The organism is Kamptonema animale CS-326, assembly GCF_028330895.1.
Lineage (GTDB): Bacteria > Cyanobacteriota > Cyanobacteriia > Cyanobacteriales > Microcoleaceae > Kamptonema > Kamptonema formosum.
Window position 1 is genome coordinate 1 of record NZ_JAQMUA010000279.1, and the last position, 21,572, is coordinate 21,572.

At 43.2% G+C, this 21,572-nt stretch carries 19 protein-coding genes; 7 read left to right on the plus strand and 12 right to left on the minus strand.

All coding sequences use genetic code 11. The features are described from left to right. Positions 1 to 21: 21 nt before the first annotated feature. Positions 22 to 525, minus strand: a complete 504-nt coding sequence (locus PN499_RS16195; protein WP_272033087.1) for a DUF4149 domain-containing protein — start codon at positions 523 to 525, stop codon at positions 22 to 24. Between the two features lie 257 nt (positions 526 to 782). On the opposite strand from PN499_RS16195, the gene queC reads away from it, so the two are divergent. Further along, positions 783 to 1,478 (plus strand): 7-cyano-7-deazaguanine synthase QueC, encoded by a 696-nt coding sequence (queC, locus tag PN499_RS16200; RefSeq protein WP_272033089.1) that lies wholly within the window; start codon positions 783 to 785, stop codon positions 1,476 to 1,478. A 104-nt stretch (positions 1,479 to 1,582) separates the two neighbouring features. Here queC and PN499_RS16205 read toward each other — a convergent pair whose 3' ends face one another. Next, positions 1,583 to 1,933: a hypothetical protein gene (locus PN499_RS16205; protein ID WP_007355163.1), complete on the minus strand. Its 351-nt coding sequence runs from the start codon at positions 1,931 to 1,933 to the stop codon at positions 1,583 to 1,585. A gap of 240 nt (positions 1,934 to 2,173) precedes the next feature. Here PN499_RS16205 and cdf31 point away from each other — a divergent pair, with 240 nt between their 5' ends. The 3 genes from cdf31 to PN499_RS16220 all read left to right on the plus strand — a co-directional run bounded on the left by cdf31 (position 2,174) and on the right by PN499_RS16220 (position 5,031). After that, positions 2,174 to 3,082: a CDF family zinc efflux transporter Cdf31 gene (cdf31, locus tag PN499_RS16210; RefSeq protein WP_272033091.1), complete on the plus strand. Its 909-nt coding sequence runs from the start codon at positions 2,174 to 2,176 to the stop codon at positions 3,080 to 3,082. 105 nt (positions 3,083 to 3,187) lie between these two features. Next, positions 3,188 to 4,363, plus strand: coding sequence for an FIST signal transduction protein (locus PN499_RS16215; protein ID WP_272033093.1), 1,176 nt, complete (start codon positions 3,188 to 3,190; stop codon positions 4,361 to 4,363). Between the two features lie 20 nt (positions 4,364 to 4,383). Further along, positions 4,384 to 5,031: a GAF domain-containing protein gene (locus PN499_RS16220; RefSeq protein WP_272033095.1), complete on the plus strand. Its 648-nt coding sequence runs from the start codon at positions 4,384 to 4,386 to the stop codon at positions 5,029 to 5,031. Between the two features lie 184 nt (positions 5,032 to 5,215). On the opposite strand, the gene PN499_RS16225 is transcribed toward PN499_RS16220, so the two are convergent. The 3 genes from PN499_RS16225 to PN499_RS16235 form a co-directional block, all read right to left on the minus strand. Beyond that, positions 5,216 to 5,422, minus strand: a complete 207-nt coding sequence (locus tag PN499_RS16225; RefSeq protein WP_272033097.1) for a glycogen debranching protein — start codon at positions 5,420 to 5,422, stop codon at positions 5,216 to 5,218. A gap of 62 nt (positions 5,423 to 5,484) precedes the next feature. Continuing rightward, positions 5,485 to 5,970 carry a GNAT family N-acetyltransferase gene (locus tag PN499_RS16230; protein ID WP_272033099.1) on the minus strand — a complete coding sequence of 162 codons (486 nt, stop codon included), beginning with the start codon at positions 5,968 to 5,970 and terminating at the stop codon, positions 5,485 to 5,487. 271 nt (positions 5,971 to 6,241) lie between these two features. Then, complete coding sequence (locus tag PN499_RS16235) at positions 6,242 to 7,315, minus strand: RNA polymerase sigma factor, RpoD/SigA family (RefSeq protein WP_272033101.1); 1,074 nt, start codon at positions 7,313 to 7,315, stop codon at positions 6,242 to 6,244. A gap of 178 nt (positions 7,316 to 7,493) precedes the next feature. Between PN499_RS16235 and priA the strand changes: the two genes are divergently transcribed. Next, on the plus strand, positions 7,494 to 10,139 hold the full coding sequence (priA, locus tag PN499_RS16240; RefSeq protein WP_272033103.1) for a primosomal protein N': 2,646 nt from the start codon (positions 7,494 to 7,496) through the stop codon (positions 10,137 to 10,139). Positions 10,140 to 10,522: 383 nt separating this feature from the next. Here the strand turns inward: priA and PN499_RS16245 are convergent, their stop codons facing one another. Together PN499_RS16245 and PN499_RS16250 are read right to left on the minus strand one after the other, a co-directional pair. Next, positions 10,523 to 11,155 (minus strand): hypothetical protein, encoded by a 633-nt coding sequence (locus PN499_RS16245; RefSeq protein WP_272033105.1) that lies wholly within the window; start codon positions 11,153 to 11,155, stop codon positions 10,523 to 10,525. Positions 11,156 to 11,317: 162 nt separating this feature from the next. Further along, entirely contained in the window at positions 11,318 to 11,701 is a 384-nt protein-coding gene (locus PN499_RS16250; protein ID WP_272033107.1) for a nuclear transport factor 2 family protein, read from the minus strand. Between the two features lie 130 nt (positions 11,702 to 11,831). Between PN499_RS16250 and rpsD the strand changes: the two genes are divergently transcribed. Next, positions 11,832 to 12,440: a 30S ribosomal protein S4 gene (gene rpsD / locus PN499_RS16255; RefSeq protein ID WP_272033109.1), complete on the plus strand. Its 609-nt coding sequence runs from the start codon at positions 11,832 to 11,834 to the stop codon at positions 12,438 to 12,440. Positions 12,441 to 12,549: 109 nt separating this feature from the next. Here the strand turns inward: rpsD and moaA are convergent, their stop codons facing one another. Next, on the minus strand, positions 12,550 to 13,536 hold the full coding sequence (moaA, locus tag PN499_RS16260) for a GTP 3',8-cyclase MoaA (RefSeq protein ID WP_272033110.1): 987 nt from the start codon (positions 13,534 to 13,536) through the stop codon (positions 12,550 to 12,552). Positions 13,537 to 13,555: 19 nt separating this feature from the next. Continuing rightward, positions 13,556 to 13,855 carry a hypothetical protein gene (locus tag PN499_RS16265; RefSeq protein WP_272033111.1) on the minus strand — a complete coding sequence of 100 codons (300 nt, stop codon included), beginning with the start codon at positions 13,853 to 13,855 and terminating at the stop codon, positions 13,556 to 13,558. A 3-nt stretch (positions 13,856 to 13,858) separates the two neighbouring features. On the opposite strand from PN499_RS16265, the gene PN499_RS16270 reads away from it, so the two are divergent. Beyond that, positions 13,859 to 14,791 (plus strand): AlbA family DNA-binding domain-containing protein, encoded by a 933-nt coding sequence (locus PN499_RS16270; protein ID WP_272033112.1) that lies wholly within the window; start codon positions 13,859 to 13,861, stop codon positions 14,789 to 14,791. Between the two features lie 371 nt (positions 14,792 to 15,162). Here PN499_RS16270 and PN499_RS16275 read toward each other — a convergent pair whose 3' ends face one another. The 3 genes from PN499_RS16275 to PN499_RS16285 all read right to left on the minus strand — a co-directional run. Next, positions 15,163 to 19,038 (minus strand): type I polyketide synthase, encoded by a 3,876-nt coding sequence (locus PN499_RS16275; RefSeq protein WP_272033113.1) that lies wholly within the window; start codon positions 19,036 to 19,038, stop codon positions 15,163 to 15,165. 97 nt (positions 19,039 to 19,135) lie between these two features. Then, positions 19,136 to 19,918: a DUF4058 family protein gene (locus PN499_RS16280; RefSeq protein WP_272033114.1), complete on the minus strand. Its 783-nt coding sequence runs from the start codon at positions 19,916 to 19,918 to the stop codon at positions 19,136 to 19,138. 115 nt (positions 19,919 to 20,033) lie between these two features. Beyond that, a partial coding sequence (locus tag PN499_RS16285; protein ID WP_272033115.1) for an AMP-binding protein occupies positions 20,034 to 21,572 on the minus strand: 1,539 nt, incomplete at its 5' end.

A 21,572-nucleotide genomic window follows, 5' to 3' on the forward strand; every position in this document is an offset into this window, starting at 1 on the left:
CCCTAGCCCCTTCTAACCAATTTAAGCATGATGCCGATAGCACCAGCTAAGCAGCATAGCACCAGCGGCTAACTTAACTGCTTCCAACCCAAAATAACTTTGGTGCAGCAGATTCATTTCCGAAGGAACCTCTACAACAGGTTCAAACAAATTCAGATGGGCTCCTAAAGCAGTCATCTGAGGAGTCAAAGCGTAAGTATCGAGCAATGCGATCGCCAGAAGAACAAAAGATAATAAAATTGCAGTGCGACTCCCTTTGCCGAAGTCAGTTGACGAATTGCTCAAAACCATAATACCTGTCATCCCCAAAGCTGCACAAAGCAACTCAACGCGGTTAAATGCCGAAAACATGACATTCCCTGCTGTTGCAAACCCAGAGGAATTGATCGTACCAGAAACGTACAGACTAGGCATAATTACCAAATCCAAAATTAAGCTGCCGCTGAGCCAAAAAGCTAATGTAAAAATAACAATTGTTTGCCAGCGCGGTTTACTTAATTCAACTTTTGAATAAATAGCTGTCATGCGAGTTGAGCCTCCAAGCCTCTTTTTGTCTCACTTTATAGCTTAACGAAAATCTTTCTTAGGAAACATGAAGTATTTTTACAATAAGTGCTAAGTTTTATGCACAATATTCCCATAATTCTTTAAAATATCTTAAGAAAGAGGGTAAGTTGAAGTATTTGGGCTAGGAGATTGTTTTCAATTAGAAAAAACTTAAAGTTAATTTCTAGGTTGTTTTTACAATACTATAGAAACTTATTTTATTGAGGTTGCTCGCAGTGAAAGCAGTAGTTTTATTGTCTGGAGGACTGGACTCTTCTACAGTTTTGTACCAAGCTCAAGCAGATGGATGTGAAAGTTATGCTATTTCCTTCGACTACCAGCAGCGACATCTGCGGGAGTTGGAGTCAGCGAAGGCGATCGCACTTTCCGCAGGCGTTGTCAAACATCAAGTCGTATCCTTCGATCTTAGCCTGTGGGGTGGCTCAGCATTAACGGATAATAAAATTGATTTTCCGCGCGATCGCACCCTTGCTCAAATGTCTGAGAGCATTCCGATCACTTACGTCCCCGCTCGCAATACAATTTTTCTAAGTTTTGCCCTCGCTTGGGCGGAAACTCTCAATGCCGATCGCATTTATATCGGCGTTAACGCCTTAGATTATTCCGGCTATCCAGACTGCCGCCCCGATTATATCCAAGCCATGCAAGAAGTATTTCGCTTAGGAACAAAACAGGGAAGAGAAGGCAATCCTATATCTATTTTAACACCATTGATTGACCTAAAAAAGACAGAAATAATTAAATTAGGCAATCATTTAGGCGTACCTTGGGAAAAAACTTGGTCTTGTTACGCTGGTGGTGAACTTGCTTGTGGCCTTTGCGATTCCTGCCGCTTGCGCGTCGCCGCTTTTGAAGAATTGGGATTAACAGATCCGCTACCTTACGTTGAGAACCATAATACTCAGAAATAGAAAATTAAAGTCATCCGATCGGGGTGGGAGTGTTAATTGGACTGGGATTGCCGATCGGGTTTCATCGGCGAGTGAGTTGGGGCGCGATCGCCCACTTAGATTACTCACGATTCTAGATACTGGTTTAAATCCTCTATCAGGCGGGTGAGTTCCGCTTCTGTGGTAATGCGGATGCGATCGTCCCGCAGTGTAATCAGCACTTTGGCAGCGAAGGGACTCGGCCAAATATTGGGATTGCAGAAAATCTCAAGGAAGACATCTCCTGTATAGCGATATTCCATTGGCTTTTGGGGTGCAGCTTTACCCGCACCAGTCGATGGTTTGCTAGCAGCAGCAGCTTTCAGACTTTGCATTAAGGTGGCGATCGCACTTTCCAATTCTCGCGCAGCTTGAGGGGTGAAGCTAAAAGTGACAGAACCCTCGATTAAATTCAGCGTCAGTTGAGCAAGAGACATAGGTCAAGAAATTTAACATACTGATTTAATGCTAGAATATATAGTCAACTTTGCAAAAGTTTTCTCCGAAAATTCTGCACCACCATCCCTAACAATTAAAAATATTCTCAATAAGCTCCAGAGAAACCACCAACTCAACTAGAACTTTAGTCTTTAAACCTTAAGACTCTTAACTTATTTTTAGTACTATTACCTTTAAACTAGAAGCCATAAGACTTAATCGTAAACTAAGGAGATGTTATGGCTGCTGACAACCGTTCTGAAGTCCGCAAGGTTTTAATCATCACCCTGGTGCTGAATTTGGTGGTGTTGACCATCAAAGCTGTGGTGGGTTGGCTGACAGGTTCCCTCAGTTTAATGGCAGATGCTTTACATAGCGTGACCGACAGTGCTAACAATATTTTAGGGCTGGCGGTGAATCATTTTGCGGCTCCGCAACCAGACCGCGAACATCCTTATGGACACCAAAAATTCGATTCTGTAGGGGCTCTGGCGATCGCGGCTTTTTTGGTAATTGCCTGCTTTGAAATTTTCAGCACTGCATTTGAAAGACTGGTTTCGGGTGGCAAACCTGCGAAAATATCTCCAGCAGAACTGTGGATGTTGCTAATTGTACTAGGGATAAATATTTTTGTTGCCTTCTACGAGCGTAAAGTTGGTCAACGCAATGGCAGCGCAATTTTAATAGCTGATGCTCAACACACCATGAGTGATGTTTGGGTAACTATTATGGTGATGGGCGGGTTGATTGGGGTGTGGCAAGGCGAGGTTTGGAATCTACCTCAATTGCAATCTCTGGATGTGATTTTAGCTTTTCCGGTAGCTCTATTGGTATTTAAAAGCGGCTGGCAAGTTTTCAGAGAAAATTTACCTTTGCTGGTGGATGAAATGGCAATAGCGCCGGAGACTATTCAGGCGATCGTTATGGAAGTTCCAGGTGTTGTCAACTGTCACTCTATCGCTTCTCGCGGTGCGATCGGTCGTCAAATATTTATTGAAATGCACTTGGTTGTTGATGCCCAAGATGTGGAGAATGCTCATTTAATTACAGAAGTAGTGGAAGAGCGCTTGCAAGCAAGATTCAACCCTGCTAGAATTTTGATTCATATAGAGCCTCCTGCTTACCAATCTGACCAGATTACCTACTAGAGGAAGGAAGAAGGAAGAGGGAAAAGGGAAAAATGGTTTAGGATAAATCCTCGATTATTCAATTCTGAGGGTGATTTAATCAGTAAATGTTTAGGAAGAAAGATTATGCCAATCAAAAGAGCGGTTGCTTACTCTAAAATAGATGATTCTTATAAGGCGGGAAAATATGCGATCGCAGAAATCATCAAAAAATTAGGCCAGCATCCAGATTTCCTATTTCTGTTCGCCACAGTCGGACACGACATGAGAAAAATCTTCCAAGGCATTGAGTCAGTTGCTAATAATATTTCTCTTTGTGGCTGTTCGGGACTTGGGAGTATTACTAACTTAGGTTGTGACGAGGCGACCCATTCTCTAGCACTTATGGGAATGCTTTCAGAAAATGTATTTTTCCATCCTTTTATTGTTCCGGGTTTATCAGTTGACTGCGAACAAGTAGGGAAAGAAATTGGGAAGGCAATCAAAGCAATTGGTCTTTCACCTGACGACAAACAACTGCTTTTCTTATTTCCAGACGGTTTGACAATTAATTCCGATGGTCTTTTTAAAGGGATAGAAAATATTCTGGGATATCATATTGATTTTGTCGGCGGAACCGCAGGCAATGATTATCATTTTTCCCAAACTTATCAATTTTGCAATCAAGAGATTCTCACTGATGCTGTCGCTGGCGTTTTGATAACTGGAGATTTTAACTATTCCATCGGTGTAAGTCACGGTTCTAAACCTCTGGGAAATTTGAAAACTGTGACTAAAGCTCAAGATAATACGATCTATGAAATTGACAATGAAGCCGCCTTAGACTTACTAAACTCTCTAGTCGGTGAAGAGCGAATGTCAGATTTTGGGCAAGCCATTAATTTGATTGGGTTAGGACAATCTTTTGAGGGCAAAGGTTATGATGGAGATATGATTAACAGAGCAATTATCGGTATTGACAAACAACAAGGGAGCATTAAGTTAGGAGTCCCCATGCCCGTTGGCTCAATTTTTCAGATGACTAGGCGTAATGAGGCTAAAGTTAAACAAGGGACGGAGGCTATAGCTCATAAAGTCACCGCTGCTATGCAGTATCCTGAAGAGGCTACCTATTTTTATTTTAACTGTTCAGGGCGCGGCTCTTATCTTTTTGGTGAACCAGAACCAGATGTTAATAATCTGATCGAGGTTTTGGGCAATGATAAAGATTTGATTGGCTTTTTTTGTTTTGGGGAAATTGCTCCCGTGATGGGAGAAAATCATTTTCACAACTATACTGGAATTTTTGTGGGGATAGAATGATCGAATACCAAGCCGATATCATGTCTGAAAATCAACTGTTGAAGGAGGAAATAGCAAGGTTAAAGCAAGAAAAAGTATCGTTTAAGGAAGATATAGAGAATTTAACGTTAGAAATCATTAAATTAGAAGGTTCTTTGCTGGATTTGCAGATGAAGTCAAAGAAGCGGGAAAAAACTTTTAAGTTTATGCAATTGTTATCTCAGCAAATCATTGAGGCAAAAGATGCGGGGAATATTTATGAAGTTACAGTTAAGTCTCTGGCTGAAAATATAGGATTTGATAGAGCTATTCTTTTTAAAAAGAAAGAATATGAGAATTTTTATCCCGTCGCTAGTTGTGGCTATTCTTCGGAATATTTGATGACAAAGATGGCCGATCCAGAATTTTCTAAATTAGTTGTGGAGAAACAAGGAATTTTATTTAATGGTAAAAGTATAGATAAATATGATACAGACTGGGAATCAGAATTTCAGGTGAAATATTTTATTGCGATTGCTTTTGCTGTTAATAGTGAAGCCAATCATATTCTTTTTGCCGGTAATCAAACTGAAGATACTCTGAGAAGGCCGAGGTTAACAATTGCCGACTTTGAGACTTTGCAAACATTGGCAAATCAAATCGCGATTACTATTCGTCAAAATGAGTTTTATGCAGAAAATCAAAAGTAATTGGTAATTCGTAATTGTAATTGGTCATTTCTACAGGAATTACGCACTACGCACAATTATTAAACAATATTATTCCACAGCCCACAAAAAACAGAAAAGCACGGACAATACGAGATTATCCGTTCAATTAGCCTCAAATAGCCAGGCCATAAATAAAATTTCAGGCCCTATATTTACCTTAAATTCAATCCAACTTCAAAGAATTAACCGGCACTTCATCCCAAGAATTAACAGTCCGCAATCTAGCAGTCCAACCTTGTGTTTTTTGCAACTCCGTCAAATTCTTCTCAAAAGACTCGTGACACTCCTTTGCTTGAATCTCATCAACGCAAGCAATACAAGAATAAAGAAGACCCGACGGATCGATTTGTTCATTTACCCAAATAGTCATAATTAATTTCCTCTTGTTTAACTCAATAATACAATCATTTGACCTGTCCCCCCCTTTCACAATTACCGTGAGGCCAAACTTAGAAGACTTTCTCCCGTAACCCGACAAATTCGCCAATCCGGTAAAACATCCGCGCCAATACCCTTGTAAAATGCGATCGCATTCTCATTCCAATCCAAAACACTCCACTCCAAACGTCCACAACCCCGTTCAACTACCAATTTAGCCAAATAAGCAATTAAAGATTTACCAATACCTTGCCCTCGATATTCTGGCAACACAAACAAATCTTCTAAATAGATTCCTGGCTTAGTTAAAAATGTAGAATAGTTATGAAAAAATAGCGCCCAACCCACAACTTTCCCCCCCAGATCTGCTAAAATCACCTCAGCATAAGTGGGAGTACCAAATAAATGAGTTTCCAATGTGGCAGCATCACCAGTAACAATATGAGATAACTTTTCGTATTCCGCTAACGCCTTAATCAAATCAAAAAGTACAGGTACATCAGTCCGCACCGCCGGTCGCAAAACTACTTGAGAAGACATAGGTAATAAATGGTATTTAACACTAAAATTAAATATAGCATTTACCAGCTAAAGGAGATGCGCTTGGTAATTAGTAATTACTAAAATTGCTAATTGCTAATTTAGGGCTTACGCCAAGACAAGGTAAGTAGATCTCGCCAAGAACATAATATAAGCAGATCGTTGGGAGCGCAGCGAAGCAATCGCGAGGCGTTGAGATTGCTTCCCTACCTCGCAATGATGTTGTTTATTTTTGTTCGCAATGACAGTTTTAATTCTCAATTATTAATTCCTAACGCAGCCATCCTTTTAAGCGTTCCGCTACTTGCGGCCGCCGCAGCTTTCGCATTGCTTTATTTTGAATCTGGCGCACCCTTTCGCGCGAGAGGTTGAAAATGCTACTAACTTCTTCTAAAGTGTGAGGTTCTCCCGTCAGCAAACCGTAACGAAGAGCAACAATATCTTTTTCCCGCTCTGTTAAAATACTGTCCAAAACCTCTAAAATATCCTGCCGCATCATCATTTCATTCATCTGCTCTTCAGGAGATTGCGTTTCGCTATCTTCCAAAATATCCATTAATTCTGAGCTTTCTTCTACTCCGATGCGGTGGTTGAGAGAAAGCGATTTGCGGCGCACTTGTTGGAGTTCGCGCAAATGTTCGGGAGTAATTAAAAGTGCTTCAGCGAGTTCTTTTTCTGTCGGGTGACGCTGTAACGATCGCTTCAATTCTCGATAAGCTCTTTTCAGCTTGTTAAGCTGTTCTACAATATGAACTGGCAACCGAATCGTGCGCCCTTGATTGGCAATTGTGCGCGTAATTCCTTGGCGAATCCACCAGTAGGCATAAGTAGAAAATTTATACCCCTTTGAGGGATCGAATTTTTCTGTGGCGCGGTTCAAACCTAAAGCCCCTTCCTGAATTAAATCGAGAAAGGGAACGCCGCGATTGAGATAGCGCTTGGCGATTGACACTACTAACCGCAAATTTGAGCTAATCATCTTGCGTTTCGCTGCGCGTCCTAAATGGAGGCGCTGTTGCAGTTGAGCTTCGCTCATAGAAGCTGCTGCTGCTACTTCCGATCGATCGGGAACTCTGCCCAAATTTTCCTGCAAACTCTGTTGCAATGCTTCTAGGGCTACCAATTCTTGAATGCGGCGGGCTAACTCCACCTCTTCGCTGGGTTTAAGGAGGGGATAGCGGGCCATTTCTTTAAATAAGGCCCCCACAGAATCGTCTGAAACCTTGCTATATTCTGAGGTTCGCGTTGTAATTGGATAGTGAATTTCGGCATCCTCATGCTCTGGAATTTGAGTAAATGAGGTTTCTGCTGCCACCGCAATACTGCCTAAGTCAAATTCTGCCATATTAGCGATCGCTTTCGGTGGGGTTTACTTCTGAGTGGTTTTTGAGGCAATTTAATTGATGAGTACCTCAATCCACCCTTTAACTGATGGTGCTTGCCTTCTACATTATAGAGTGAGGCACAATAAGAGCAGTCTACCTTTCGAGTGTAGCTCCTTCTAGTTTGGGACACGCAACGCTATGTCTACTATTACTTTTGGTCTATCCCCTGTTGTCGCCGAGCCTGGGATATCTTATGGCATTAGCGGCGATCGCGATCGCCCTCCAGCGAGGGAAAGATGGATCGAAGTGCTAGTTGATTTGCCCTTCGAGGTATCAGAAAACAACCCAGAAGAGCAAAAGGAAGATAAACTTTACACCTATCGACTCCCTCCAGATTTGGATGTGGAGCCGGGAGATATTTTAAGTGTACCCTTTGGCTATCAGCATTTGAGAGCGATCGCCATTCGTGACCTCTACGAACTCCCCTCTAATTTACCACCAAATCGGGTTAAAAATGTTGAAGATATAGTTAGCAAGGGATTTTTATCGCCTACTTATCGAGAATTGCTAAATCGAGTTGCTACTTATTATTGCACAGATTTGATTCAAGTCATTCGCGCATCATTGCCCCCTGGATTGCTAAGGCGATCGCAGCGTCGCATCCGTTTACTTCCCGACGTTATACCCAGCGATGTCGAAATTTTCCTCAATCCACCCGCCCTTCAAGTTTTACAATTGCTGCAATCTTCCAAATCTGATGATTATTCTTACTCTTGGGATTATATCGATAAGCAAATTAAAGGAGCAAGCCGAGGAGTAAAAGATTTATTGCAAAGAAACTGGGCAATTAGTTATCTAGAACCTCCGAAAACACCAAAACCCAAACTGAAACAAGCAGTAACGTTGATTGGCAATTATTTATCAATTGAATTGAGCGAACGGCAACAAGAAGTATTGCAAATACTCTGGAATCAAGGCGGTGAAATGTGGCTAACGGATTTTCTCAATATTTGCAACACAACTAGGCAGACCCTCAAAAGATTAGAGCAAAATAGTTGTATCTTAATAGAAGAAAAAGAAAAATTACGATTAAATCAAGGCATAGAACAAACCCCAGATTTACCTAAAGCTTTAACACCCTACCAAATAGAAGCATTAGCAGTCATTAATAATCTATCTGGATTTAGCCAAGTGCTGCTACACGGTGTCACGGGTTCCGGCAAAACTGAAGTTTATTTACAAGCGATCGCCCCCATTTTAGAATGCGGTCAATCCGTCCTAGTTTTAGTCCCAGAAATCGGTTTAACACCCCAACTAACTGATAGATTCCGTGCCAGATTTGGCGACAAAGTTTACGTTTATCACAGCGCCCTTTCCGAAGGCGAACGCTTCGATACTTGGCGTTATATGACCCAAGGAATCCCTCAAATTGTCATCGGTACTCGTTCAGCTATCTTTGCTCCCTTACCTCATCTTGGTCTAATTATTTTAGATGAAGAACACGATAGTAGTTTCAAACAAAACGAACGCGAACCCCTCTATCATGCTCGTACTGTTGCTAAATGGCGTGCCGAATTAGAAAATTGTCCCTTAATCTTAGGTTCCGCTACCCCTTCCCTAGAAACATGGGTAGAAACGCGGAGGCAAAAAAGTTCTATAAAAGACTATTTATCATCGGTTTCAAATCTAGAAAATTCCCAATCCCCAATTACCAATCCCCAATTACCCATTACCAATTACCCATTACCAATTACCCATTACCTCTCACTCCCAGAGCGTATTTACTCCCGCCCCATGCCGCCAATTGAAATAGCCGATATGCGGCAAGAATTGCGGGTTGGCAATCGGTCAATTTTCAGCTTGCCACTTCAAAATGCTTTACAAGAATTGCAAGAAAATCAACAGCAAGGCATCCTATTTATTCATAGGAGAGGACACAGCACTTTTGTCTCCTGCCGAAGTTGTGGCTATGTAATGGAATGTCCTCATTGCGATGTTTCTCTATCTTATCATAACGTCCGCGAAGGGGCAGCACAAATATTGCGATGTCACTACTGTAACCATAGTGAAATACAACCTCGAAACTGTCCAGAATGTGGTTCTCCCTACTTCAAAAACTTTGGCAGTGGCACTCAGCGAGTCGAGCAAGAATTAACTAGATTATTTCCAGAATTGCGCGTTATTCGCTTTGACAGCGATACTACTCAAACTAAAGATGCTCACCGCATACTGTTAACAAAATTTGCCAATGGAGAAGCTGAAATTTTACTTGGTACTCAAATGCTTACTAAAGGATTAGATTTAGCTCAAGTCACCTTAGTAGGAGTTGTCTCTGCTGACGGCTTGCTACATTTCTCAGATTATCGAGCCAATGAAAGAGCCTTTCAAATTCTAACTCAAGTGGCAGGACGTGCGGGACGAGGCGACGATCCCGGACGGGTAATTATCCAGACTTATACCCCCGAACATCCGGTAATTCAAGCAGTACGTCGTCACGAATCCGAGTCATTTTTAGAGGCAGAATTGCAAGAGCGATTGGAATTAAATTATCCTCCTAGCGGGCGGTTGATTTTATTGCGATTAAGTGGGTATAATGGAGCTGAAGTTGAGCAAACTGCTATTAGCTTAGCCTTGTTCCTGAGTTCGAGAGAGCAGGAAAATATCTATGAATTGTTAGGGCCTGCGCCTGCGCCGATTATGCGAGTAGCCAATCGTTATCGTTGGCATATTTTGCTCAAGTTGCCAGTGAATGCCTCAATAGAATTACCATTAGCGAGGTTGCGCGATCGCACTCCTCGTTCTGTGAGTTTAACGATTGATGTTGACCCTCTGAATTTAGGGTAATGGTTGCAGTCTGTTGGAATTGCTTTGTGGCGATCGCAGTTTTCTAGGAAGCATCCCATTTTTGACAGGACTTACGCTCAGGACTCCAGAAACCGGGTTTTTGAGAGCATCTGAGGTGAAAACGAAGTATTTTCATCAAAAAACCCGGTTTCTTTGGTTTGGTGCCAAAGTCCTGTATTTGTAGGGTGAGCGATCGCCCACCTTACATTTATAGCAACTTACATTTATAGCAACCGCCAAGGCAGTTAAGAAGTTCTGAGTTCCACCAAACTTGCTGATTCTATTCCCTTCTTCCCCTTCTTTCCCTAGCCCTGAGCATCGGAGCATCGTAGCCCCTAACCGCCCTGGCGGTTTGCTCAATGATCGCAAAAGATCAAGCTGTATTACGGACTGGGTAAAGGCGTAGGCTGAACTGGAGCCGTTACAGGAGGTACTGCATTTGGCTCAAACTGACCAATTTGGTATCTTGCGTCAATGCAGGTAGCCAATAACTGCTCTGTGGGAAACTTGAGCTCACTACTCAAGCCAACTACACATTGAGAAAAGCGCTCCGGCAATAAGCTACGACGACAATGATCGAGGACTGAGACAACGGGGGCTCCTTGAGCTTTTGAGTTGATATCTACCACGCAAGTTGCAAGTTCCTTGGGACGACGCACCCGCCTACAGTTAAATAGTGCATCCATTGCGGCCACTTTGGTTTTGGTATTAATTTGAGAAACGCACATGGATACATCTCTAGGATGGAGGGCGGCGGCACAAGCGGCTGCTGCTGCTTCCGGGACAACTCCGACGGCTACCATCTCTTGAGCGCAGATGCGATAGGAATTTTTGTTCTGATTGAGGAATCCCCAATTAATACTGAGCGCTTCGGCTGGTGACATTGGCAACGCTGCACTCAATAAGCTGGCAGCCGCTAGCGTCGTTGCTCCCACACAGACCCAGCGCGGGGCTTTTCGGGGTTCTATGCTAGTGAAGATTTTGCTCGAAAAGCTGGAAAGTTTAGAATATGGCATGGCAGATAGAGTTTATTGTTTGCAGAGGTAGATAAAATTCGGCTCACACCAAGATTATAGGAAATCGGTTGAAAACCCCGTGACTTTAATACGTAACGCCGCCCAACTCCAGTTGATTTTTCATAATCAGAATTGCTGTTATGGCAGAGAAGTTTGAACTGGTTAGGACTCTGGGGTGGACGATGGAAGTGGACAGACTTCCATGGCTTGAATCAAGCCGCGATCGAGGGTGAATCGATGACCTACGTGCTCATCGACAAGAACTGCTCCCGCCAAGTCACGCACGACCTGATGCACATCGACCAAAATGCGCCCGCTCTCCTCCGAGTAAAAGGAAACCGGCTCGACGTGCGGATCGATCTCGCTCCATTGCTCCGTCCAGTAAGCGCGAACTTCTTCAGGCCCACGGACAAAACCGCCTTTGAACGCTTTGGGCCAAGCCACGTCGGGAGTCATGAGGGCAAGGGCAGCGTCAATGTCTCGCGCGTTGAAGGCTGCGTAAGCCGCATGGAGCAGTTCGATTTCTGGTGTAGGTCGATTTGACATAAGTTGTATAGTGCAAAGGTTTCAAAATGAGAATTGCTGCTGGTAAAAACAGATAGTTGAGTTTTGTGCAAAAATATTCTACAATAGAGAGTCTTTGCAAAATTTCATAAAGATATAGAGAGGAAGTTAAATGTCTCGATATCGAGGCCCTCGCCTCAGAATAGTCCGCCGCTTGGGAGATTTGCCAGGGCTGACTCGTAAGTCACCTAGACGGGCTTACCCTCCTGGCCAACACGGCCAAAACCGCAAAAAGCGCTCAGAGTATGCGGTACGTCTGGAAGAAAAGCAAAAGCTCCGTTTCAATTATGGGATTTCGGAGCGCCAACTTCTGCGCTACGTGCGGAAAGCACGTCGAGTAACTGGTTCTACGGGCCAAGTGCTGCTGCAAATGCTGGAAATGCGCTTGGATAATACAGTTTTCCGCATGGGTATGGCTCCGACTATTCCTGCTGCACGGCAACTGGTGAATCACGGCCATGTGACTGTTAACGATCGCACGGTGGACATCGCTAGCTTTCAGTGCAAGCCGGGAGATGTGGTTGCTGTCAAAAATACGGAGCGATCGCGCCAACTGGTAGAGGCTAATCTCAAGTATCCAGGTTTGGCTCACTTGCCTAGCCACCTTGAGTTTGACAAGCAAAAACTTGTTGGCAAGGTCAATGGTACTGTGGAACGCGAGTGGATCGCTCTCCAAGTTAATGAGCTGCTGGTGGTTGAATACTATTCTCGCCAAGCTTAACGATTTTGGATTTTGGATTTTGGATTTTCGATTGGGTTTGACTGGGAGTTGGAAGTTTTTCTATCCCGCTAGCAGTCTAAAAATCTAAAATCTAAAATCTAAAATTGCTTTACCCTCCAATTTGTGACATCGTTCTGGTATAAGCGCCCGTTGCGCCAGAGTTCCGCTCTTTGAAGTTGATCTCTGGCTTGAGGGCTAGTAATTCGCTAAGGCGATCGCGCAGTTCAAGAGTTGAAACACCTTCCCGTAGCGCTGTTTTCAGGTCAATTTGACCGCTTTCGTTCAGCAAACATGGCCGAATCCAACCGTCGGCGGAAAGCCGCATTCGGTTACAGCGATCGCAAAAACATTCTGACATTTGACTGATGAATCCTAATGTCCCTTTCGCGCCGGGAATTTGAAATACATCAGCAGGCCCGTTACCACAAACTTGCGATTCTGTCAAGCCCCAACGATCGCGAATTTGCTGCCGTAATTCGGCTGAGGGTATCCAACCGCGATCGCCAAATAACTGATTATTGCCGATGGGCATAAACTCAATAAACCGGACGTGCCACTGGCGATCGATACTTAAAGCAGCTAAGTCGAGCACTTCGCCGTCATTCACCCCCGGCATTACTACCACATTCAATTTCAGAGGGTTAAATCCTACCCGATAGGCCGTTTGAATCCCTTCCCAAACTTGCAGCCAGCGGCTACGTCCCCGACTGCCAACAATCTTGTCAAAAGTCTCAGGTTCCAAGGAATCCAAACTGATGTTGATCCGGCGCAAGCCAGCATCGTAAAGGGGTTGGGCTTTTTGGGAGAGTAAAAACCCATTGGTGGTCATTGAGAGGTCTTTAGTTTCCGGCTGACTGGCGATCGCCCTTACTAATTCTACCGCCCCTGGATGCAGCAGTGGTTCCCCCCCAGTTAAGCGAAAGCGGGTAAACCCTACGGGAATGAAAACCTCTCGCAGCAGAGTCAGCAATTCCTGGTGAGTCAGCAAATCTTGCTGCAAAATATAGTCAATCTCTGCGCTGTCAGGCATACAGTATTGACAGCGAAAGTTGCAGCGATCGATCAGACTTATGCGGAGATAATCTACCTGGTTCATATCGTCGGCTTCATAATTCTTAAATTATGACCGATCTGTGAGTTTGAGTGGGGGAGAAAGTAGAGAGAAGCGATCGGAGTGACAGATTAGCGGGTAAAGCTACACTACGCGCAAAATTAGGACGAAAAGTAAAGAAATATAATAATTTAGCCTTGACCAACCGCTGCGCGATCGCTTTCCCCACACTAAATTCTCCATTTTTTCTAGTGAGTGGGTGAATAATTGCCCAGGTTGGATAACCGTACTCTAGCTGGGCGGTATTTCCTAAACCTAGTTTTTTGCCAACTGCTACATTTGAATTTGTTGATTTTCTCTTCAAACTATGTTTGACCCTACAAAGCCTGATGATATTCTTAAACTCGAAGATAAAGATTTATCTGTGTTTCTTCCTTGTGAAGAAGATGACCGACACGAGTACAAGAGCAGTGCAATTAGCAATGAAAGACTTGTGGATAAGATTTCCAAAGCTGCTTCGGCGTTCTGGAATAGTGGGGGTGGATTGTTGGTTATAGGAGTAGATGGGCAAGGTAATCCTGATGGAGGTATCTCTCTAAGCATGGGTCGGCAGTCACGAAGAGATTGGATCGATCAAATAATTTCACAAGTGAATCCTAAATCTTCCTATGTTGTACACAGTATTGAAGATAGCGGCTGCGGTTTCAACATTGAATCGGGAAAGGGTGTATTTCTAATTGGCTTTTGTGACAGTGAAATAGGTCCTCACATGGCTAAGGACAACCGTTACTATATTAGAGCTGGAGCCCATACTCTTCCAGCTAATCACTTTATCGTCGAAGCTATTCATGCCCGACGGGGATTGAGAAAACCCTTACTTAGCTACATTCTCCGCCGAAAGCCGGGAAATAGCAGAGTTATTCAACTTGGTATTGTTGCCTTAAACGCTGCCTTTGCGATTAATGTCTCTGTTGAAGCTGATACGCTACCAATCTTTGTTAGTGCAGATTTAAAAGAAAGATTTTCTTTACAGGTTCCTATTATTTCAGAGCAATTTCCTTTATTTTTTGATGTTTATATGAGACTGTCTGATGGGTATATACATCGCCCTTTCCTCATAGAATTGACTTATTCTGATATTGCACACCGCACATATCGAGAGAGTTTTGAAGTTGATATGGACCGCCAATTGGGACCAAATCTAAGTTCAGATAAAGGAAATGAACTCATAGTTCGAGAACTTAAAGAACTCCAAAAAGCTATAAGTGAGGTAGTGAAAGCTATCAAAAGTAAAAAATAGCAATGATTACTATGACGGCGGTTATCAGCTTCTAACATTGCGAGAATTTCATCTAATTTTAAATTGACAATATCAAGCTGGTGACAAGCTTCTTTTATCCTAGCAACATTTCGCTGTCTTGTCTCTAAATCTGGTATTCTTGGCTGTTGATTCATGGCAAATTCCAACTCCTTTTAATTTCTCGAATATCGCATCAAGATCCAGAAACCGGGTTTTTACGAAAATACTTCGTTGTTACCCACAGATTCGGTAAAAAACCCGGTTTCTTTGGTCGCAGTGAGTAAGTCCTGTATTGCCATGAAATGTGAATTGGAATGGGATTCAGCCCAAAAACATACTTAGTCATTTTCGTAAAACTTCTTCTTTTCCGTCTAAATTAGCTGCCTTGCCTCATCAAGATATACTCTAAGTTGTTCGACCATAACCTGAACATGAGGAGGGTAATTCATAGTAATATGATTTCCCGGCACTTCTCGAACCTCTACCCCTCCAGTCGCAACATCAATCCAAGGTAATTCGGGATTTTTAGGATTAACTTCATTTTGTTCATTAGCACGGAAAAAGATGATTCTACCCGGATAAGTTTGGGGGATATAATTTCTCATTGCTTGGGCGTGTACTTTAAACAGATGAATAAACTCGCGAATCTGAGCTAATCCAAAATCTGGAGGAACTACCCTATTAGCAATCTTTACCTGCTCTAAAAAGTAGAGAAGTTGCTCGTCTGGTTTAAGCTGTTGTAAGACATCCAAAGAAAGAGACAGATTGAAACCAACACCGAGTATGTATACCAAAATTGCTGTATCATCTTCTGTGGCTAAAACTGGCATTTGTCCCGGCCCAGGAGTATCTATTAAAGTTAGAAAAGCTATCTTTTCACCTTGGGCATTGAGTTGCTGCGCCATCTCAAAAGCAACAGTACCTCCAAAGGAAGAACCACCCAAAAAATAGGGCCCTTCAGGTTGTTGAAAGCGCACTGCTTCGATATAGCGAGTCGCCATTTCCTCAACAGAAAAAGACTCTTTTTCCCCATCTGCAACGTGCGCTTGTATGCCAAAAATAGGTTGATCTGAATCTAAATAACGCGCTAAATCTCGATAAATGTAAACATGGCCGCCTACCGGATGCACTAAGAACAAAGGTTGCTTAAAACTACCGCCCTTAATTTTTACTAACAAGGACTCAGAATCTGGCTGGAGTTGCCGTCCTTCGCTCTCAGATAAACCGGAATTGTCTTTAATTAATTCAGCCAAAGCTGCAATAGTTGGTGATTGCAATAGGCTATGAGGAGACAAGGATATTTGCAGAGTTTCATTTAATTTAGTAATTAGTTGAACTGCTAATAATGAGTCTCCACCTAAATCAAAAAAATCATCATGAATCCCTACTTTTTCAATACCGAGAAATTCTTGCCAGATACTAACAATAACTTGCTCAGTTTCATCTCTAGGAGCAAGATAGGCATTGTGTAAACTGGGTCGAGAATGGAGGGCTGTTAAGTCTACTTTTTGGGAGTTTTCATCCTGTAAAGATGTTGCAATTTTAATCGGTTGCTCAATACCTGGTGCTTCAATCCAGTAACGTTCGCGCTCAAATGGATAGGTTGGTAAAGGAATGCGATAACGTTGCTCATTAGCATAAAATTTTGACCAATCTATTTGTACTCCTCCTAACCAGAGTTTACCCAAAGTAGTAAGTAAGAAAGCTACATCTGAATTTTGGTCTTGAGGATGGCGCAATGAAGAAAGCACAATCTGTTCAGATGCTTTATTTGGATGCTGTTTTGCTAGCGTGTTTAATGTTCGTCCCGGCCCCACTTCTAGCAATATTTGATTTGGGTCTTTTAATAGCTGTTTTAAGCCATCTGCAAACCTGACTGTTTGGCGCAAATGTTGAGCATAATAACTGGGATTTGTCGCCTCCTCCGGTGTAATCCAATTACCAGTAAGGTTCGAGATGTAGGGAATTTTCGGCGATTTCAGCTTAACTTTTTTCACCTGTTCGATAAATGGTGCTAAAATTGGCTCCATCATCCGTGAATGGAAGGCATGAGAAGTGTACAATCGCCGACATTCAACACCTTTTTTAATTAGTTTTTGTTCCAGTTCATCTACAGCATCAGTAATACCTGAAACCACGCTCATAGAGGTTCCATTAATTACAGCTAAGTCTAGTTTATTACCTAATAATGATTGTATTTCCTGTTCTGGAAGTGGAACCGCAAGCATCGAACCCGCAGGCATTTGTTGCATCAATTTACCTCTTGCAGCCACCAAGGATAAACCATCTTCCAAGGAGAAAACACCAGCAAAACAAGCTGCTACATATTCACCAATACTATGACCAATCATCGCTTTAGGATTCACTTCCCAAGACATCCATAATTTAGCTAAAGCATACTCAATTACAAACAGTGCTGGCTGGGTAATCGCAGTTTGTTTGAGTTGATTTGTCGCTGTTTCTAGTTGTATTTCGCTGGGATAAAGTACGTGGCGTAGATCGATTCCCAAATGAGCTTTAAGAATTTCGGAACAGAGATCGATCTGTTCGCGAAATATTGGTTCAATTTTGTAGAGTTCCCAACTCATATTAATGTACTGGGAACCCTGTCCCGAAAACATGAATACAACAGGTCTATTTTTAGCCTCTTGGAAGCCTGTAAAAACTTGTTTTGGATCGAGATTTTCAAGAGCAATTACGCCTGCTTCAATTTCATTACAAACCCCTATCCGTCGATGACTGAAAGCTCTTCTTCCAACTTGCAGCGTATAAGCAATATCAGCAAGGTTTTCATCGGGATTTTGCTTTAAATATGCTGCCAAATTTGCGGTGGCTTTATCTAAGGCAGTGCTAGTTTTTGCAGATATAACTAACAGTTGATATTCTCTCCCTCGCTCCCCCGCTCCCTCGCTCCCCCGCTCTAAATTAGGCGCTTCTTCAAGAACTACATGAGCATTAGTTCCCCCAATACCAAAGGAACTAACTCCAGCACGGCGTGGTGTTTTATCTGCTTTCCATTCAGAAAGTTTTGTGTTAACATAAAAAGGACTATTAGCAAAATCAATCTTAGGATTAGGCTGTTCAAAATGCAAGCTAGGTGGTATTAACTGGTGTTTAAGAGCTTGGACAGTTTTGATTAAGCCAGTCACACCAGCAGCAGCATCCAAATGTCCGATATTGGTTTTTACTGAACCGATCGCACAAAAGCCTTTTTTCTTAGTTTCGGCTGAGAAAGCTTGCGTCAAGGCGGCTATTTCGATCGGATCTCCCAGGGGTGTTCCCGTTCCGTGAGCTTCTACATAACTGATAGTTTCAGGGTGAACTTCTGCTAGTGCTAGAGCATCTGCGATCGCCTGTGCCTGACCATCTATACTGGGAGCCGTATAGCCAATTTTGAAAGCACCATCATTATTGAGCGCAGAACCTTTAATCACCGCATGAATATAATCTCCATCTGCGATCGCATCCTCTAATCTTTTCAAAACCACAATTCCCACACCGCTACCGCTCACAGTTCCCTGTGCTTTAGCATCAAAGGCTCTACAGTGTCCGTCTGGTGAAAGAATCATTCCCTCTTTATAAAAATATCCCGTCTTTTGGTTAACGCCTATAGAAACGCCACCAGCCAAAGCCATATCGCATTGATAATTCAGCAAGCTTTGGCAAGCCATGCTAATAGCAACCAATGAAGTAGAACAGGCTGTTTGGACAGTAACACTCGGCCCCTTCAAGTTTAATTTATAAGAAACGCGAGTTGACAGGAAATCTTTCTCATTGGCGATCGCAAGTTGGAAATCACCAACTGATTCTCTAAGGTGATGATTAGGATAAAGGTTATTCAAAAAATAAGTATTGAAACTTCCTGCACCTGCGTAAACTCCGATCGAACCTTCGTAAGTTTCCGAGTTGTAGCCAGCACTTTCTAGAGCTTCCCAAGCCGACTCCAAGAAAAACCGATGTTGTGGATCTGTGATTTCAGCTTCTCTAGGATTAAACCCAAAGAATGAAGCATCAAACAGCTCAATATCTTCTAATACCGCTCTTGCTTTTACATAGCGAGGATCGCGTATTACTGATTCATCAATGCCTGAAGATTTCAGGTCTTTCTCAGAAAAGAAAGAAATAGATTCCACACCATCGCGGAGGTTTTCCCAAAACTCATCAACATTTTTAGCACCGGGAAAGCGACCAGCCATGCCAATGATAGCGATACCTTCTATAGAGTCGGGAGTTTCAGAGTTATCCATTTTTATTCTTTCCCTTTAGCGCTTGTTTTTGCTTTTGGTTGGATATTTAAACATTTCAACGATTGAAACATCTTTGTCAACTACTTCCAGCAATTTACTATGAGCCTGAGCCATCAGTAGCGAGTAGCGCATCCACCCACTGCCTATCCGCTGCCGATAGTTTTGGTGGGGGAACGGGCTGGCGATAATCAATGCGGAATTGGTAACTACCGCGATCGTAAACACCCAGCAAAATAGCTTGTAAATCGACAGTTAATTCTGGCTCGCCTGGTTTGAGAGGTAATGAGAAACTAGGGATTTTTTCTCTTAGTTGAAATTCATATAAATCTGCCATTGGACGGTTAGAGGCTCGACTCACCACGATCCGATAATCGCTCGTTTCCTCTACCCCAATCATAGGCATGGGTATATTTTCTCGGAGTAAATCGATTTCAACCAGGTGAGACAAACTGCCCAACACTCGCAGCCGCTTCTTCTCATAAGCAGTTCGCCCTTCGCCTTTGCGCTTATTTTTGGGTGATAGCACCTCGATCGCAGTAATCACCTGATGAGTGCCCACCTCCCGTACTTCTAAATAACGCTCTTTGACTTCAACCGGCATGGGGAGTCGGATTTGTTTCGGGCGAGTTTGTGTGGCGGTTGCTGTAGGTTGTGCTACAGGGGTTTTTGAAGCTGTCAGCACGATCGCATCGGGAATCCCTACCAGCAATTCAGGATTGTCGTCATCCAGATAGGTACGAGTTTCAACTGCTACATAATACCTGGGTCGCAGATAGGGGGTAAGGGCATCAGAAATTGCCACAATCAATCGGTTGTGAAACTCGTGCCACAGAGCCGGCAATTCCAGATAGGGGTTCATGCCGGGGAAAGGGGATGACATCCATGAAACTCCCATATTGCAAGGATCTAAGTTTAGTATACTCTAACCGCTGTGAATCTAGCCGTAGGCCATACCGACGATCGCGATACTTTCTATAGAGTCGGGAGTTTCAGATTTATCCATTTTTGTTCTTTCCCTTTAGCGCTTGTTTTTGCTTTTGGCGATTGATTGCCTCTTTTTGTTTATTGACGCGATCGCGACTTTGCCCAACAGAGGATTTTTCCTCTGACTCCTCACTTAAATACTTAGCCAAAGAGCTGATGGTTGGATATTTAAACATTTCCATGATTGAAACATTTCTGTCCACCACTTCGCACAGTTTACTATGAGCCTGAGCCATCAATAATGAATGACCGCCTAGATCGAAGAAATTATCATCTACACCTACTTTTTCTAAGTGTAATACCTGTTGCCAAACCGTAGCGATAGATTGTTCAATCTCAGTTTGAGGTGGGATATAAGTTGTTTCCAACTGTAGGTTAATAGCATCAGGAGCTGGCAGTGCTTTGCGGTCTACTTTGCCGTTTGGTGTGAGCGGCAAATGATTTAAAAATACAAAGCTGGAGGGAACCATATAGTCAGGTAGTTTCTGCTTCAAAAAGTCGCGTAAACTCCCGACTGTTGTGCGTTGCAAAACTTTCAAGAAACCCTGAGTTTCCAGAAGATAATCTATACTTTGTTGAACGAGAATCTGCTGACTATGGGTGAGAGCAAACTCAATCCCACATTGCTGTCCTTGTCGCCAGACGAGCCTACCTTGCAACCATTGCTCCTCACTCAAACCAGGTAGATGCAGGTACAGACGGACGGGTTGACCAGGTTGATAAACATCCGGTACACCGACTATGCAAACACCACCAATGGAAATGTCTTCTGTGCGAACTTTCACCGCAGAACTTCCGCCAAATTCTGCCAGACACTGACTTTGATAAGGCACCCGTTCTAGTCTGAGGTGGGAAATAATATAAGCGACTAAACGCTGGTTCCCAGAGGCATCCTCGCGGTTGATAACTAGAGACTCCTGTACATCTGGGTGTTGGCTCAATACGGCCTCAATTTCCCCTAATTCGATGCGGAACCCTCGAATTTTCACTTGGTGGTCGATGCGACCTAAAAATTCGATATTGCCGTCGGGTAGGTAGCGGGCTAAATCGCCAGTTTTATAGAGGCGAGAACCTAATTCATTGCTAAAGGGATTGGGAATAAAGCGTTCCGCAGTTAGTTCGGGTCGGTTGAGATAGCCCCGTGCTAAACCAGCGCCACCAATGTATAACTCTCCGGGAACGCCGATCGGGACAAGCTGTTTTTGAGCATCTAGAATATAGACCTGCGTGTTGGCAATGGGCCGACCGATGGACGGTGGCTCGTTACCCCCTTTTTTCACTAAGGTATATGTGGAATAGGTGGTGTCTTCGGAAGGGCCATAAAGGTTGAAGACCTGTTGGACTGTGTTGTACTCATAAACCTGCTGTACAAGTTTATTGGGAAGGGGTTCACCCGCCAGGTTGACAGTGCGAACAGAAGAAGGTATGCCGTCCATTCTCACTAACTGTGCGATCGCAGAGGGAACGGTATTGATCAGCGTGACATCATGGGCGGCGGACAATGTGGGCAAATGCAATGCGTTCTCTGCCAGAATGACTTTGCCACCCCA